The organism is Flintibacter sp. SJQ-8 (genome assembly GCF_054108085.1).
In genome coordinates, this window is the sequence record NZ_JBPJWR010000011.1 from 248,923 (window position 1) to 263,681 (window position 14,759).

A 14,759-nucleotide genomic window follows, 5' to 3' on the forward strand; every position below is an offset into this window, starting at 1 on the left:
CATTTGTTAGACAGTATGGTATACTATCTAACAAGTGGGGTGTTTTGCTATGCCAAAAGGAGTACCAAACAAACGATATACGCCGGAATTCAAAAAACTGGTGATTGAAACCATGCAGAAAGAGAAATTGAGTTACAGCGAAACCTGCCGTAGATTTGAGGTAAACAGTAGAGATCGAATCAAATCATGGGAGCGAATCTACCTGGAAGAAGGGCCGGAAGGGTTAGCCATCGAACGGCGTGGCCGCAGCAGTAAGGGTCGTCCGCCAAAGCAGCTGCCGAAGCAGGTGGAAGAAGATCTGCTGGCCGAAGTGCAGCGACTGCGTGCGGAGAACGATTACCTAAAAAACTTGCAAGCCTTGGTTTTGGAAGACGAGCGACGCCAGCGCAGAAAACGCTGGTAGTTCAGAAGCTAAGGCAAAAACACGCACTCAGTATTCTGCTCTCAATCGCTCAGCTGCCCCGTGCAACTTTCTACTATCATTTGAAGCAGATGCAGAGAGAAGACAAATATGCATCTGTTAAGGAAGAAATCGCAGCAATTTACCACGAAAACAGGGGCCGGTACGGCTATCGCCGGATCACGGCAGAACTTCGCAAGCGTAAATTCTCTGTGAACCACAAGACTGTCCAGCGGCTCATGAAGAAGCTGGGCTTAGTTTGTCGTGTCAGGATGAAAAAATATCGTTCCTACAAGGGAGAAGTAGGCAAAATTGCACCAAATTTGCTAAATCGGGATTTTCATGTCGAAAAGCCGAATCAGAAATGGGTCACGGATGTGACGGAGTTCAGCCTGTTTGGAGAGAAGCTCTATCTGTCCCCGATTCTCGATCTGTGCAGCAGCGATCTGGTCAGTTACACCATATCGGATCGTCCTGTACTCAGCATGGTAACCACCATGCTGGACGAGGCGTTTGCAAAGATCCCGGCCGGAACAAACCTGATTCTCCATTCTGACCAGGGCTGGCAGTACCAACACAAACAATACCAACAGATGCTCCGGGAGAAAGGTGTTCGCCAGAGCATGAGCCGGAAAGGAAACTGTCTGGACAACGCCGTGATAGAGAATTTCTTCGGCTTACTCAAAAGTGAACTGCTGTATTTGCAGGAGTTCCGCTCCATGGAACACTTCAAACTGGAACTGATCGAATATCTGGATTACTACAACAACCGCCGCATCAAGGCAAAGCTAAAGGGCTTGCCGCCTGCAATTCACAGACAGCAAGCCCTTTCGGCTGCTTGAACAATTTTTACTTCAAAATATTGTCTAACTTTTGGGGGTCACTTCACTATAGGCAGATGTCTCTTTTTTGGAGCAGGTAAAGGGAGTCGAACCCTCCTATCGACCTTGGGAAGGTCGCGTTCTACCGATGAACTATACCTGCATCAAACTTTACTTGCTCATTATAGCAAAGCCGGGACCAAAATGCAAGCATTTCTTTTCCGGCGGCTTCGATTTTTTTCTTCCCGGGGGAACAGGGGAGGGGGGACGGGAAAAAATTTCAGTCACGCGGAAAAAAGTGATTGACAAATGGGCGGGATGGGCTTATAATGCGGACAATAACTTCATTAGGCTAAACCATTGATGTGAAGATAACGTCTGTTGTGCCCTTACAGAGAGTCCGGGCGGCTGAGAGCCGGATAGAACGCAGGCAGGCAAATGGATCACGGAGGGCGCAAGGAACGGCCGAAAGGCTCAGTATTTTGCGACGTGGAGGCATACGTCAGTTGCCGGGGATATGTTGGTATCCCGCAAAGTGCGCGGCCCAAAGCCGCGAAGCAAGGTGGCACCGCGAGACTGTTTTTTCAGACTCGTCCTTGACAAACATTTGTCAGGGACGAGTCTTTTTTTCATCCCTGAGACAGGAGGTCAAGATGTATTATCCCACGCTGAAAGAGGCCCGGGCCCTGGCCCAGAGCGGCCCCTATGGACAGGTCCCCGTGACGCGGGAGCTGCTCAGCGACTTTATCACCCCCATCCAGGCCCTGCGCATCCTGCGCTCACAGGACAACCACTGCTTTCTGCTGGAGTCCGCCGCCGACAGCCAGGGCTGGGGCCGGTACTCCTTCCTTGGGTTCGAGCCCAGCCTGGAGGTCACCTGTAAAGACGGCATCGTCCAGCTGAAAAGCGAGACAGGGGAGACCGAGACCCGCTTCTCCGCCCCCGGCCCGGTGCTGCGGGACCTGCTGGCCCGGTATAAAAGTCCCCGGCTCCAGGGCCTGCCCCCCTTCACCGGCGGTCTGGTCGGCTACTTCGCCTATGACTACATCAAGTACGCCGAACCCAGCCTGCACCTGACGGCGGAGGACCAGGAGCACTTTAAGGACCTGGACCTGATGCTGTTTTCCAGCGTCATCGCCTTTGACAACTTCCGGCAGAAGATCGTCCTCATCACCAACGCGGAGACGGAGGACCTGGACAGCTCCTATCCCGCCGCCTGCGCCCGGCTGGACCGCATGGCCGAGCTGCTGCGCCACGGCCAGCCCCTGCCCCGGCAGCCGGGCCGCCTGACCACCCCGGTGAAGCCCCTGTTCGACAAGGACAGCTACTGCGCCATGGTGGAGCGGGCCAAGCACTATATCCGGGAGGGGGACATCTTCCAGGTGGTGCTGTCTAATCGGCTGGAGGCGGGCTTTGCCGGGTCCCTGCTGGACGTGTACCGGATGCTGCGCACCACCAACCCGTCCCCCTATCTGTTCTATTTCACCAGCGATGACATGGAGCTGGCCGGGGCCTCCCCGGAGACGCTGGTGAAGCTGGAGGACGGCGTGCTGCACACCTTCCCCCTGGCGGGGACCCGCCCCCGGGGCAAGACCAGAGAAGAGGACCTGGCCCTGGAGGCCGAACTGCTGGCCGACGAGAAGGAGCGGGCGGAGCACAACATGCTGGTGGACCTGGGCCGGAACGACATCGGCAAGATCAGCCGCTTCGGCACGGTGGAGGTGGAGGAGTATATGGCCGTGCAGCGCTACTCCCACGTGATGCATTTGGGCTCCACCGTGCGGGGAGAGCTGAGGGAGGGCCTGGACGCGGTGGACGCCATCGACGCCATCCTGCCCGCCGGGACTCTGTCCGGCGCGCCCAAGCTGCGGGCCATGGAGATCATCGACCAGCTGGAGAACAACAAGCGGGGCACCTATGGCGGGGCCATCGGCTATCTGGACTTTACCGGCAACCTGGACGTGTGTATCGCCATTCGATTGGCCTTTCAGAAAAACGGAAAGGTCTTCGTCCGGTCCGGGGCGGGCATCGTGGCCGACTCCGTGCCGGAGAAGGAGTATCAGGAGTGCATCAACAAGGCCCAGGCGGTGGTGTCCGCTCTGGAGCTGGCCCAGAAGGAGAAAGACTTATGATCCTGCTCATCGACAATTACGACAGCTTTTCCTATAACCTCTACCAGCTGGTGGGCAGCATCTGCCCGGACATCCGGGTGGTGCGCAACGACCAGGTAACGGTGGAGGACATCCGGGCTATGGCCCCAAGCCATCTGCTGCTGTCCCCGGGGCCGGGGCGGCCCGACCAGGCGGGTATCTGCGAGGAGGCGGTGCGCCGCCTGGCGGGAGAGATCCCTATCCTGGGCATCTGCCTGGGCCACCAGGCCATCTGCGAGGCCCTGGGGGGCAGGATCATCTACGCCAGCCGACTCATGCACGGCAAGCAGTCCCAGGTGGCGCTGGACGAAAGCTGCCCCCTGTTCCAAGGGCTGCCGGGGGAGATCCCCGCCGCGCGATACCACTCCCTGGCGGTGGCGGAGGACAGCCTGCCCGACTGCCTGAAGGCCGTGGCCCGCACCCAGGACGGGGAGGTCATGGCGGTGGCCCACCGGGACTGTCCGGTGTACGGCCTGCAATTTCACCCGGAATCCATTCTCACCCCCGACGGCGGGACCATTTTGAAAAACTTTTTGGAGGGAAACTGACATGATCCGAGAGGCTATTATTAAAATCGTGGACAAACAGGACCTGACCTATGACGAGGCCTATCAGGTGATGAACGAGATCATGAGCGGCCAGACCAGCCCCACCCAGAACGCGGCCTTTCTGGCGGCCCTGTCCACCAAGAGCACCAAGGCGGAGACGGTGGACGAGATCGCCGGATGCGCCGCCGCCATGCGGGACCACGCCATGAAGGTGCCCAACGACCTGGACCTGCTGGAGATCGTGGGCACCGGAGGCGACGGGGCACACAGCTTCAACATCTCCACCACCTCGGCCCTGGTGGCCGCGGCGGGGGGCGTGAAGGTGGCCAAGCACGGCAACCGGGCGGCCTCCTCCAGCTGCGGCACCGCCGACTGTCTGGAGGCCCTGGGGGTGAACCTGGACCTGTCCCCGGAGAAGTGTCTGGAGCTGCTGAATACCGTGGGCATCTGCTTCTTCTTCGCCCAGAAGTACCACACCTCCATGCGCTATGTGGGGGCCATCCGTAAAGAGCTGGGCATCCGCACCGTGTTCAACATCCTGGGGCCGCTGACCAACCCCGCCGCCCCCAAGCGCCAGGTGCTGGGGGTGTATGACCAGTCGTTGGTGGAGCCCCTGGCCCGGGTGCTCACCAGCCTGGGGGTGCGCCGGGGCATGGTGGTCTATGGCCAGGACAAGCTGGACGAGCTGTCCCTCAGCGCCCCCACCTCCGTGTGCGAGTTTGAGGGCGGGAACTACCGCTCCTATGTCCTCACGCCGGAGGAGCTGGGCCTGAAGCGCTGCACCAAAGAGGACCTGCGGGGCGGTGCGCCGGAGGAGAACGCCGCCATCACCCGGGCCATCCTTCGGGGGGAGCGCGGCCCCAAGCGGGACGCGGTGCTGCTCAACGGCGGCGCGGCACTGTACATCGGCGGCAAGGCGGACAGCCTGAAATCCGGCGTGGAGCTGGCGGCCCAGCTCATCGACAGCGGCGCGGCGGACCAAAAGCTGGACGAGTTTATCAAGGCCAGTCAGGAGTAAGCCATGGCGGAAAACATTTTGCAGACCATCGCCGCCCATGCCCGGACCCGGGTGGCGGCGGACCGGGCCAAAATCAGCCTGGAAGAGCTGAAGGCCCTGTGCCAAGAGGCCGGGCCGGGGCAGGGGGAGCAATTCGTCTCCGCCCTGAACAGGCCAGGGCTGTCCTTCCTGTGCGAGATCAAAAAAGCGTCCCCCTCCAAGGGCCTGATCTCCCCGGACTTCCCCTATCTGGACATCGCCCGGGCCTATGAGGCGGCGGGGGCGGACGGGGTGTCCTGTCTACGGAACCAAAGTGGTTCCTGGGGTCGGACGACATCTTCCGCCAGGTGCGGCGGACCATCTCTCTGCCCATGCTGCGCAAGGACTTCACCGTGGACGAGTATCAGATATACCAGGCTCGGCTGATGGGGGCCAACGCGGTGCTGCTCATCGTTTCGCTGCTGGACGGGGAGACGTTGAAGGGGTATCTGGATCTGTGCCGGAGCCTTGGCCTGGCCGCCTTGGTGGAGACCCACGACGGGCAAGAGGTGGACGCGGCCCTGAACGCCGGGGCGGAGATTATCGGGGTGAACAACCGGAATCTGAAGGACTTCTCCGTGGACTTCAGTAACGCCGCCCGGCTGCGGGACCGCATCCCGCCGGGGGTGCTGTATGTGGCCGAGAGCGGCCTGACCGGCCCGGAGGACGCCGCCGCCCTGAAACGGCTGGGGGCGGACGCCGCGCTGGTGGGGGAGGCCCTGATGCGCGCCCCGGATAAAGGAGCCATGCTGGCATCTCTGCGGAGGGCAGCGGAATGAAGATCAAGATCTGCGGCCTGTCCCGGCGGGAGGACGTGGCCTATGTGAACCAGACCCGGCCCGACTGGTGCGGCTTTGTCATCGACTGCCCCAAAAGCCGCCGGAACGTAAGTGGGGAGCAGGCCGCCGCCCTGCGGGCGGAACTGGCCCCGGGCATCGTGCCCGTGGGGGTGTTCGTGGACCGGCCTGTGGACCAGGTGGCCGGGCTGCTGCTTGACGGGACCATCGCTGTGGCCCAGCTCCACGGCGGGGAGGATGAGGGTTATCTGGCCGCCCTCCGGGATGCCGCGCCGGGCTGCGTGTTATGGCGGGCCTTTCGGGTGCGGAGCCGGGAGGATCTGGTCTCCGCCGCCGCATCCAGCGCCGATCTGGTGGTGCTGGACAACGGGGCGGGGACGGGACAGGTCTTTGACTGGTCCCTGCTGAAGGGCTTCCCCCGGCCCTATCTGCTGGCGGGAGGGCTGACCCCGGACAATCTGCCCCAGGCGGCGGCCCTGGGCCCCTTTGGGGTGGACCTGTCCAGCGGGGTGGAGACCGACGGAAAAAAAGACGAAGCCAAAATTCTGGCGGCGGTGGCCGCAGCCAGAAGGGTGTAATAGATTTAGGAGGAACAACATGTCAAAAGGAAGATTTGGCGTTCACGGCGGGCAGTATATGCCCGAGACGCTGATGAACGCGGTGATCGAGCTGGAGGAGGCTTATAACCACTATAAGCAGGACCCGGAGTTTCAGGCCGAGCTGACCGCTCTGCTCAACGACTACGCCGGGCGGCCCTCCCGGCTGTACTTTGCCCAGCGGATGACCGAGGACCTGGGCGGGGCCAAGATTTACTTCAAGCGGGAGGACCTGAACCACACCGGCGCCCACAAGATCAACAACGTGCTGGGCCAGGCCCTGCTGGCCAAGAAGATGGGCAAGACCCGGCTCATTGCCGAGACGGGAGCGGGCCAGCACGGCGTGGCCACCGCCACCGCCGCCGCCCTGATGGGCATGGAGTGCGTGGTGTTCATGGGGGAGGAGGACACCCGCCGCCAGGCCCTGAACGTGTATAAGATGCGCCTACTGGGGGCGAAAGTCGTCCCCGTGACCACCGGCACGGCCACCCTGAAGGACGCGGTGAGCGAGGCCATGCGGGAGTGGACCAGCCGGGTGGCGGACACCCACTACTGCCTGGGCTCCGTCATGGGTCCCCACCCCTTCCCCACCATCGTGCGGGACTTTCAGGCGGTGATCTCTAAGGAGATCAAGGCCCAGGTGCTGGAGCGGGAGGGCAGACTGCCCGACGCGGTGCTGGCCTGCGTGGGCGGCGGCTCCAACGCCATCGGGGCCTTCTATCACTTCATTGACGACCCCTCTGTGCGGCTGATCGGCTGCGAGGCGGCGGGGCGCGGCGTGGACACGGCGGAGACGGCGGCGACTATTGCCACCGGACGCCTGGGCATCTTCCACGGGATGAAGAGCTATTTCTGCCAGGACCAGTATGGGCAGATCGCCCCTGTATATTCTATTTCCGCCGGGCTGGACTATCCGGGCATCGGGCCGGAGCACGCCTGGCTCCACGACATTGGCCGGGCGGAGTATGTGCCCGTCACCGATGACGAGGCGGTGAACGCCTTTGAGTACACCAGCCGCATGGAGGGCATCATTCCGGCCATCGAGTCGGCCCACGCGGTGGCCCACGCCATGAAGCTGGCCCCGACCATGGGCCGGGACCAGATCATGGTGGTAAACATCTCCGGGCGGGGGGACAAGGACTGCGCCGCCATTGCCCGGTATCGGGGAGAGGAGGTCTCTTTATGAATCGCATCAAAACGGCATTTTCCAAGGGGAAGGCGTTTATCCCCTTCTTTACCTGCGGCGACCCGGACCTGGAGACCACCGAGCAGCTGGTGCTGGCGGCGGCGGAGGCGGGAGCCGACCTCATCGAGCTGGGCATCCCCTTCTCCGACCCCACGGCGGAGGGACCGGTGATCCAGGGGGCCAACATGCGGGCCCTGGCCGGGGGTGTGACCACCGACCTGATCTTCGGCCTGGTCCGCCGCCTGCGGGAGCAGACGCAAGTCCCCCTGGTCTTTATGACCTACGCCAACGTGGTCTTCTCCTATGGCACGGAGCGCTTTCTCACCCAGGCCGCCCAGGCGGGGGTGGACGGGCTGATTTTGCCCGACGTGCCCTTTGAGGAGAAGGAAGAGTTCGCCGCCCCCTGCCGGGAGCACGGTTTAGTGCTGATCTCCATGGTGGCCCCCACCTCTGAGGGGCGGGTGGCCCAGATCGCCCGGGAGGCGGAGGGCTTCCTCTACTGCGTGTCCTCCATGGGCGTGACCGGAGTGCGCAGCCAGATCACCACCGACGTGGGGGCCATGGTGGCCCTGGCCAAGCAGGCCAACCCCAACGTCCCCTGCGCCATCGGCTTTGGCATCTCTACCCCGGAGCAGGCCGCCGCCATGGGGGCCAAGGCCGACGGGGTCATCGTAGGCTCCGCCATCGTGAAGCTGGTGGGCCAGCATGGCCGCCAGGCGGTGGAGCCGGTGCGGGAGTTCGTCCGCCAGATGAAGCAGGCTCTGTAAGCCAAAGAGAACAAAAAAGACCAGCGCCGTCCCGGCAAAGAACCGGGGCGGCGCTGGTTTTATGTTGTCAAAGAGAGAATGCGGGGGAGAGGGGTCAGTCGTCGGCGCCCTCCCGGCTCTTTTCAATGAGCTGGCGGATCAGGGCCACGGAGCCGTCGATGCCGTAGGACGCGCTGTTGAGACACAGGTCATAGTTGGCGGGGTCGCCCCAGCGGTGGCCGGTGTAGAACTCGTAATAGTGGCGGTGGCGGCGGTCCAGCTGGTGGAGCAGCTTGGTCGCGCCCTTCTTGTCCAGGCCGTCGGTGTCCATGACCCGGCGCACCCGCAGGTTGAAGGGGGCGTTGATGAACAGGCTGATGTGGGGGATGCCGTTGTTGGACAAGATCACGTCGGCGCAGCGGCCCATGATGATAAAGTCCTCCCGCTTGGCCATGTCGCACAGCAGGCCGCTCTGGTTGAAGAACACGGCGTCCTCGGTGGGCAGACCGTGGTAGCGGTTGAACTCCTTCAGGCGCTCTTTGATGCCGCGGTACTTGTCCAGGCCAAGGCTCTGGTTCAGGTTCTGCTTGTGGGCAAAGCTCACCCAGTCCTGAACGGACTTGGGGTCGGCCTCCAGCCGCTCCAGCACCTCGGCAAAGATCTCGGAGTCGTAGTAGTTGATCTTCAGGGCGTCGGCCAGGGCAAAGCCGATGTCGGTGCCCGCGCTGCCATAGGTGCGGCCAATGCACACCACCAGGTGATTCCCCTGGTCAAAGCGGCGGTCAAGCTGAAGGCTGTTCAGGTGGGCCATCTTGGGGTCCAGAATGTCCAGGGAGTTGAAGTTGGTGGGCAGCTTGTCCAGGGCGTGGAGGATCTCATTGTACTCGGTCATCAGCCGGGAGCGGTCCGCCTTGACGGGGATGGTGCGGGCCATGTTGGAGATCAGGGCCAACTCGCTGCGGAGATAGTGGCCCTGGGTGAAGTCGCACATCAGGTTGGCCAGGCGGCGGACCGTCATGTCCCGGTCCCCGTTGAACACCCGGCCCAGGCTGGAGCCCAGCACCTTATAGACCTCCGCGTCCAGATCGTAAATACGGCGGGCAATTTCCAGCCGCACATTCATATTGTCATCCATGTAATCCAGGCCTCCTTACAGAAAGAAGATGAGCGAGTCCAGCAGGAACACGGGACCCAGGAAACAGATCGACCACAGCAGATAGCCGAAGAAGGAGGGCATGCGAATACCGTTTTCATCCGAGATGGATTTTACCATAAAGTTGGGGGCGTTGCCAATATAGGTGTTGGCGCCCATGAACACCGCGCCGCAGGAGATGGCCTCCAGCATCTGCACGGGGACCACGCCTAACGTGGTGTTCACGCCGCTGGTAAAGCCCTGGGCGCAGGCGGTGGTGAGGAAGACCAGATAGGTGGGGGTGTTGTCCAGGAAGCTGGACAGCGCGCCGGTGGCCCAGAACATCTGGAAGGGGGTGGTCAGCCCCAGTTCGGAGCCGTGGGCCTGGAGGAGCATCAGGGCGGGCTTCATGGTGATGAAGATGCCGATGAACAGCACGGCCACCTCCTGGATCGCGCCCCAGGTAAAGTGGTTGGAGCGGCGGACCTCTACGCTGGTGGTCTTAAAGGACAGCAGGGCGGCCAGCAGAATGATGACGATCTCGATAACGGCGGGCAGGGTGAGCCGGACTTCACCGAAGATGGTCAGGCCCAGCACCTGGCCCTGGGCATCCTGCATGGCGGGCAGGTTGGGCAGAGTGCCGCTGAGAATGACGGCGGCCACGATCATCAGCAGGAAGATGACGTTGTGCAGCCCCCGGATATGGACCTGGGTGCCGGGGCCGCTGATGTCGGGCTTGCGGCCCTCGGCGATGTCGCGGCGATAGGCCCGCATGTCCACGTGATAGAACAGGAACAGCAGCACCGCCACGTTCAGCAGCAGCATGGGCACCAGGCGCAGGCTCCAGAAGAAGGGCACGCCCCGGGAGAAGCCCATGAGCAGCGGGGGGTCGCCGATGGGGGTGAGGCAGCCGCCGATGTTGGAGATGAGGAAGATAAAGAACACCATGATGTGGCGGCGGCGCTTGCGCCAGGCGTTCATCTTCAGCAGGGGACGGACCATGAGCATGCTGGCGCCGGTGGTGCCCACCAGACTGGACAGCATGGTGCCGAACAGCAGCAGGGCCACGTTGACCCGGGGGGAGCCGGCCAGGTCGCCCTCCAGGGTGATGTTGCCGGCCACGCAGAACAGGCCGAACAGCAGCACGATAAAGGTGAGATAGTCGTCCACCAGGCACTCCAGCGCAGACTGAACAGAAGCGCCCGCCCCGTTCACCACGGCGAAGGGGATGAGGAAGAGCAGGGACCAGAGGGCGACGACGATGGGCTGGTGGTGCTCCCACCAGACGGGGGCCGCCAGGGGCATCACGGCGATGCAAAGCAGGATACCGGCGAAGGGGATGCACATCCAAAGGGCAGCCGTGGGCTCGGCGATCTCAGCCGCCTGGCCGCCCGCAGCCAGCACCGGGACGCAGAGCAAAAGCAGGGCCGCCAAAAAAACCGGGATTTTTTTCAATGACAAGACCTCCTTGTGGCCGACACACACATTTGGCCACCGTTCATTTCATTTTCATTGCGTTCTTATGGGCGTCTATGAATCTTAGCTGTTTTTGTCGGGAATGTCAACGCCGAAGCTGGTAAGAAAACGGGAGAAAAACAAAATATTCATGGGCAAAACCACCAAAGAGGTCGGGAAAGCACGAAATCAGCCGGGGAAAACAAAGGGGAAAGGGGGAGAAACTTTCGTTTTTTTAACGGGAAATTAACGCTTTCTTTATGCCAGAGTGCGGGAATTGAAATTTGGCGAAACGACAAGAGGGTCGGGGTGGGTCGTTTCGGATATGGAAACGGCGCGTTTTTCAAACGACGGAGAAAGCCGTTGCAAACCGGGCGTGGATACGATATACTATAAACTGTAAATGGCATATCGTTTTCGGCCCACAGGAGGAGATACCATGCTGAAGCTGGAGATCAAGTTTGATGACGCCAAGATACAGGCAGATCGCAAATATGCCCCCGAGACCATTTATGCCGCAGTGGACAGGGCCTTTGCAAAGTATCATTTTCCAAAGCAGACCCTTCCCGATGGCACGGTCTGCTACTGCGGAACGGGCATGGCCCGGGACTATGGCACCTTTGGCCGGATCATCACTACATTAAAAGACAAAGAGTGGTTCATGGCTTATCTGGTCAAATGGCTGTGGTACAACAGCGACGACGGCGAAAATGAAACGGACTTCACCGTGGAGGATGTGCTCTATCACTACACCCACCGGGAAAGCGCGGCGTGATGGCCAGGAGAGAAGCAAAGCACTTTAAGGCCCTTTATTTTGATCTGCGGATCAAGGACCTGGAGGAGCATTACTCCAGAACGCGGCCCAAAGGCGCTTATGAGAAGATACAGAAGTTTTTGAGCAGACGGAACTTCTCCCACGAACAATATTCCGGCTATCACTCCCTCTATAAAACGACGGACTTGGAGATATTTGATTTGATCCGGGATATGAGTGATGCGTTCCCGTGGCTCCAGCACTGCGTCAATCATTTTGAGGTGACGAATGTGGGGGCAAACCACGACTTGATGGACCTGTTCACGGAAGATGTGGCGGACCCCGTCGGGCTGTAATTATTGAGAATATAAACGTTCAGGCCCGCACTGTCTTGGATTGGCAGTGCGGGCCTGATGTTTTGCGTTTATCCGTTCTCGCTGTCGCTGATGCCGGAGAAGGCGTGGTGGTCTCCGGTGAGGGTGAACTGGGTGGAGGGCTCGGTCTGGCTGTCCTGGGTCTGGTTCTGACCGGGCTGCGTGCCGGGAGCCTGGCCGTCAGGGGCCTGACCGCCGTTTTCCGGGGGCTGGGGGCGGTCCTGCTGGGCGCTGTCGCCGTCAGGCTTCTCCGGGGGCTGCTGGCCGTTGGTATTGGGAGCCTGGCTGCCGTCGGGTTTTTCGGGGGGCTGCTGCCCGTCGCTCTGGGGAGGCTGCTGGCCATCCTGACCGGGCTGGCTGCCGTCACCGGGCTGCTGGCCGTCGGGGAGCTCCGGGGGCTGGCCGCCATTGCCGGGGCCCATGCCGCCGGCGGAGGTGCCGGTGTACTGCTGCGTCACGCCGTCCACCGTGAGGGTATAGTCCACGTCCTGCTTCAGATCGGGGGAGGAGAAGACGATGGACTGGGCGGACTTCTCCAGGGTGAAGGAGAGCAGCTGGTCGCCGCTGTCATCGGTGAGGGCGATCTGGCTGCCCGCGGGGAGGACGGAGGCGAAGGTCAACTGGATATACTGCTGGGCGGAGTCGTCGGAGATGGGATCGTTGCGGATGCCCACGGCCACCACATAGCCGCCGTTGATGAGGATGTCCTCGTCGGCGTCCAGACCGCCGTCAGGGCTTGCCTGGTTGGCCATGGTGTACACGTTGCCGCCGTTGATGACCAGAAAGCCGTTGGAGTCGATGCCGTCCCCCTCAGCCCCCAGCCCGGCGTTGATCTGAAGGGTGCCGCCGTTGACGGTGACCACGGACACGCCGTCCTCGTTGACGTTGATGCCGTCGTCCTGGGCCTGGATGTTGATGACGCCGCCGTTGATGGTCAGGTGCAGCTCGGTGTCCAGACCCTCGTTCTCGCCGGTGATGTTCAGCACGCCGTCGCCTTCCGACTCCCCGCCGATGTTCATGGACATCTTGGAGTAGAAAGCCCCGTCGTACTTGTGGAGCTTCTTGGTGGTGCCCTCCTTATAAATACGGGCCACGTAAGAGCCGGAGATGTTGTTCACGCTGCCGTCGGCCAGGATGACGTTGGCTCCGGCGGCGGAGGTGTCCACAGTGGGGGAGGAGACATAGTTGTCCGTCTCCTCGTTGTCATAGGCGACGAAGTCGGCGTCGCACTCATAGACGTTGTAGAAGATCACTGCCGGGGCCACGGTGCAGGTGATGTCCACCCCGTCCAGGATGAGCGTGACCACAGAGGAGGGGTCGGTCTTGGCGTCATCGCCTAAATCAACGGCCAGCTGACCAGCGGACAGGCTGCCGGAGACCCGATAGGTCCCGGCCTTGCGGATGGTGACCACCGTGTGGGCACCGGCCTCCTCGGCGGTGTGCTCGTCGTCGGCGGAGCCCGCGCCGTAGTCCTCGCCCTGGCCGGCCTGGTAATAGACGATGTCGTGGCTGACGGTGACGGCTCCGTCCGTCCCCTCAGATATCGTATTGCCGTCCAGGGTCACGGACTGGTCGGACAGGACCAGGGCGGATTCTGTTCCGCTGTTGGCAGAGGAGCTGCCGCCGCCGCTGTTGGAGGCGCCGCAGGCGGCCAGCTGAAAGACCATGGCTCCGGCCAGCGCCAGAGCGGTCCAGCTTCGTTTCATGGAAAAGTCTCCTTTCGGGTTTTGGTGAGCCTATCCTAGCACACAAGTTCAAACATTTTCGAAACAACAGGAAACGATTTTGAGACGAAACTGTAAAAAAAGTGTGAATGAGACACAGCATAAAAAAGACCGCAAAGGGTTTTGTCCCCTCGCGGTCTTTTTGACAAGTAAGCCTGTAAGCCGGGTTCTGTCTTTTAAGACAGCCATCTATCTCGACGTGGAGTTGCCCCCACGCTCCAGCCGCCCCCTGAACGCGACCGGGCCGGTCTATTGCGTTCCCACGGCGTTGCTCCGAATAGAGTTTACAGCGACGGACTGTTCCCAGCCGTCGGGTGAGCTCTTACCTCGCCTTTCCACCCTTACCTCGTCGACGCAAGCTCCATATCCCTCGCTTCACCGCAAGCGGTAAAGCTCGCTCATTTCGCTGCGTCTCCTCTCCCCACAAAAGCAAACGCTTTTGCGGGGGCCCCATTTTATAAAAACGTGACCACGAGGCGGTATATCTCTGTTGCACTTTTCCTAGGGTCGCCCCCGGCGGGTGTTACCCGTTATCCTTGCCCTGTGGAGCCCGGACTTTCCTCACAGACGAGCCTTTCGCCCCGCCCGCGCGGCTGTCCAGCTTACTTGCCTTGCCTATGATACAGGAAAATGCGGGGGTTGTCAATGTCGGATTCCCGCGTCCGTTGTTATGAGGGGAGCATCTCCAGCTTCTGGAGGATGGTGCGGGTGTACTCCTCGGTAAGGTTATTTTCCTTTGCCGCAGCCGCCACGGAGCCGGTCCTGTGATACGCCCGGACGACGCCCGCCACCACATTCAGCGCCTGCTCCTCGCCGCGTTTGATGCCCTGCTGCATTCCGCGCTGGAGTCCCTGCTGCATTCCGCGCTTGATGCCGCGCTCTTCGATTTCGGTTGTGATCCTGCACATGTCGATCCCTCCTTCATAGCCGCTCTTGACGATGTCGTCGTATGCATTTAAAAGTTTGTTGTCCTGGGTCAGGGCTGAGATCGTTGTGCTTTTATTATACTGCCGCAGGCTGGGATTGCAAGAAATTTTCCG

14 protein-coding genes, 1 tRNA gene, 1 other RNA gene and 1 pseudogene are annotated in these 14,759 nt (G+C 61.2%); 11 read left to right on the forward strand and 6 right to left on the reverse strand.

Translation table 11 applies throughout. The features are described from left to right. Window positions 1-49 precede the first annotated feature (49 nt). Together ACSAMP_RS09475 and ACSAMP_RS09480 are read left to right on the forward strand one after the other, a co-directional pair. Window positions 50-403: a transposase gene (locus ACSAMP_RS09475; RefSeq protein ID WP_457799214.1), complete on the forward strand. Its 354-nt coding sequence runs from the start codon at window positions 50-52 to the stop codon at window positions 401-403. Beyond that, complete coding sequence (locus ACSAMP_RS09480; RefSeq protein ID WP_457799222.1) at window positions 397-1,242, forward strand: IS3 family transposase; 846 nt, start codon at window positions 397-399, stop codon at window positions 1,240-1,242. Before ACSAMP_RS09475 ends, ACSAMP_RS09480 begins: the two co-directional genes overlap by 7 nt. Before the next feature lie 68 nt (window positions 1,243-1,310). Here ACSAMP_RS09480 and ACSAMP_RS09485 read toward each other — a convergent pair. Further along, window positions 1,311-1,384 (reverse strand) — tRNA-Gly (locus ACSAMP_RS09485). 490 nt (window positions 1,385-1,874) lie between these two features. On the opposite strand from ACSAMP_RS09485, the gene trpE reads away from it, so the two are divergent. The 7 genes and pseudogenes from trpE (at window position 1,875) to trpA (ending at window position 8,301) form a co-directional block, all read left to right on the forward strand. Beyond that, the gene (trpE, locus tag ACSAMP_RS09490; RefSeq protein ID WP_457800305.1) at window positions 1,875-3,353 is read left to right on the forward strand and encodes an anthranilate synthase component I; all 1,479 of its coding nucleotides are present in this window, start codon (window positions 1,875-1,877) and stop codon (window positions 3,351-3,353) included. Further along, window positions 3,350-3,919, forward strand: a complete 570-nt coding sequence (locus ACSAMP_RS09495) for an anthranilate synthase component II (RefSeq protein ID WP_441795837.1) — start codon at window positions 3,350-3,352, stop codon at window positions 3,917-3,919. The genes trpE and ACSAMP_RS09495 overlap by 4 nt, the downstream gene beginning before the upstream one ends. A gap of 1 nt (window position 3,920) precedes the next feature. After that, window positions 3,921-4,937, forward strand: a complete 1,017-nt coding sequence (trpD, locus tag ACSAMP_RS09500; protein WP_441795836.1) for an anthranilate phosphoribosyltransferase — start codon at window positions 3,921-3,923, stop codon at window positions 4,935-4,937. A 3-nt stretch (window positions 4,938-4,940) separates the two neighbouring features. After that, window positions 4,941-5,734: pseudogene (gene trpC, locus ACSAMP_RS09505) on the forward strand (indole-3-glycerol phosphate synthase TrpC). Continuing rightward, window positions 5,731-6,330, forward strand: coding sequence for a phosphoribosylanthranilate isomerase (locus tag ACSAMP_RS09510; protein ID WP_441795834.1), 600 nt, complete (start codon window positions 5,731-5,733; stop codon window positions 6,328-6,330). The pseudogene trpC and the gene ACSAMP_RS09510 overlap by 4 nt, the downstream one beginning before the upstream one ends. Before the next feature lie 19 nt (window positions 6,331-6,349). Next, a complete protein-coding gene (gene trpB / locus ACSAMP_RS09515) occupies window positions 6,350-7,534 on the forward strand; it encodes a tryptophan synthase subunit beta (RefSeq protein ID WP_441795833.1) in 1,185 nt (394 codons plus the stop codon). Beyond that, complete coding sequence (trpA, locus tag ACSAMP_RS09520; protein ID WP_441795832.1) at window positions 7,531-8,301, forward strand: tryptophan synthase subunit alpha; 771 nt, start codon at window positions 7,531-7,533, stop codon at window positions 8,299-8,301. Before trpB ends, trpA begins: the two co-directional genes overlap by 4 nt. 94 nt (window positions 8,302-8,395) lie before the next feature. Here the strand turns inward: trpA and ACSAMP_RS09525 are convergent, their stop codons facing one another. Both ACSAMP_RS09525 and ACSAMP_RS09530 read right to left on the reverse strand, forming a co-directional pair. Beyond that, window positions 8,396-9,415, reverse strand: a complete 1,020-nt coding sequence (locus ACSAMP_RS09525) for a cytidylate kinase-like family protein (RefSeq protein ID WP_457800306.1) — start codon at window positions 9,413-9,415, stop codon at window positions 8,396-8,398. A 15-nt stretch (window positions 9,416-9,430) separates the two neighbouring features. Further along, window positions 9,431-10,867: a sodium:proton antiporter gene (locus ACSAMP_RS09530; protein ID WP_457800307.1), complete on the reverse strand. Its 1,437-nt coding sequence runs from the start codon at window positions 10,865-10,867 to the stop codon at window positions 9,431-9,433. A gap of 439 nt (window positions 10,868-11,306) precedes the next feature. Between ACSAMP_RS09530 and ACSAMP_RS09535 the strand changes: the two genes are divergently transcribed. Then, window positions 11,307-11,642 carry a hypothetical protein gene (locus ACSAMP_RS09535; RefSeq protein WP_457800308.1) on the forward strand — a complete coding sequence of 112 codons (336 nt, stop codon included), beginning with the start codon at window positions 11,307-11,309 and terminating at the stop codon, window positions 11,640-11,642. Continuing rightward, window positions 11,639-11,977, forward strand: coding sequence for a hypothetical protein (locus tag ACSAMP_RS09540; RefSeq protein ID WP_457800309.1), 339 nt, complete (start codon window positions 11,639-11,641; stop codon window positions 11,975-11,977). Before ACSAMP_RS09535 ends, ACSAMP_RS09540 begins: the two co-directional genes overlap by 4 nt. Before the next feature lie 68 nt (window positions 11,978-12,045). Here the strand turns inward: ACSAMP_RS09540 and ACSAMP_RS09545 are convergent, their stop codons facing one another. From ACSAMP_RS09545 to ACSAMP_RS09555, 3 genes are all read right to left on the reverse strand, one after another. Next, complete coding sequence (locus tag ACSAMP_RS09545) at window positions 12,046-13,701, reverse strand: carbohydrate-binding domain-containing protein (protein WP_457800310.1); 1,656 nt, start codon at window positions 13,699-13,701, stop codon at window positions 12,046-12,048. A gap of 160 nt (window positions 13,702-13,861) precedes the next feature. Then, an RNA gene (gene rnpB, locus ACSAMP_RS09550) (RNase P RNA component class A) lies at window positions 13,862-14,328 on the reverse strand. A 59-nt stretch (window positions 14,329-14,387) separates the two neighbouring features. Next, the gene (locus tag ACSAMP_RS09555; protein WP_457800311.1) at window positions 14,388-14,627 is read right to left on the reverse strand and encodes a hypothetical protein; all 240 of its coding nucleotides are present in this window, start codon (window positions 14,625-14,627) and stop codon (window positions 14,388-14,390) included. Window positions 14,628-14,759 lie beyond the last annotated feature (132 nt).

What these genes read in the sequence shown, in the direction of transcription:
- ACSAMP_RS09555 (WP_457800311.1), bottom strand. Translation starts at nt 14,627, where the DNA reads ATGTGCAGGATCACAACCGAAATCGAAGAGCGCGGCATCAAGCGCGGA.
- trpB (WP_441795833.1), top strand. Translation starts at nt 6,350, where the DNA reads ATGTCAAAAGGAAGATTTGGCGTTCACGGCGGGCAGTATATGCCCGAG.
- ACSAMP_RS09475 (WP_457799214.1), top strand. Translation starts at nt 50, where the DNA reads ATGCCAAAAGGAGTACCAAACAAACGATATACGCCGGAATTCAAAAAA.
- ACSAMP_RS09545 (WP_457800310.1), bottom strand. Translation starts at nt 13,701, where the DNA reads ATGAAACGAAGCTGGACCGCTCTGGCGCTGGCCGGAGCCATGGTCTTT.
- ACSAMP_RS09535 (WP_457800308.1), top strand. Translation starts at nt 11,307, where the DNA reads ATGCTGAAGCTGGAGATCAAGTTTGATGACGCCAAGATACAGGCAGAT.
- trpA (WP_441795832.1), top strand. Translation starts at nt 7,531, where the DNA reads ATGAATCGCATCAAAACGGCATTTTCCAAGGGGAAGGCGTTTATCCCC.
- ACSAMP_RS09525 (WP_457800306.1), bottom strand. Translation starts at nt 9,415, where the DNA reads ATGGATGACAATATGAATGTGCGGCTGGAAATTGCCCGCCGTATTTAC.
- ACSAMP_RS09495 (WP_441795837.1), top strand. Translation starts at nt 3,350, where the DNA reads ATGATCCTGCTCATCGACAATTACGACAGCTTTTCCTATAACCTCTAC.
- trpD (WP_441795836.1), top strand. Translation starts at nt 3,921, where the DNA reads ATGATCCGAGAGGCTATTATTAAAATCGTGGACAAACAGGACCTGACC.
- trpE (WP_457800305.1), top strand. Translation starts at nt 1,875, where the DNA reads ATGTATTATCCCACGCTGAAAGAGGCCCGGGCCCTGGCCCAGAGCGGC.
- ACSAMP_RS09510 (WP_441795834.1), top strand. Translation starts at nt 5,731, where the DNA reads ATGAAGATCAAGATCTGCGGCCTGTCCCGGCGGGAGGACGTGGCCTAT.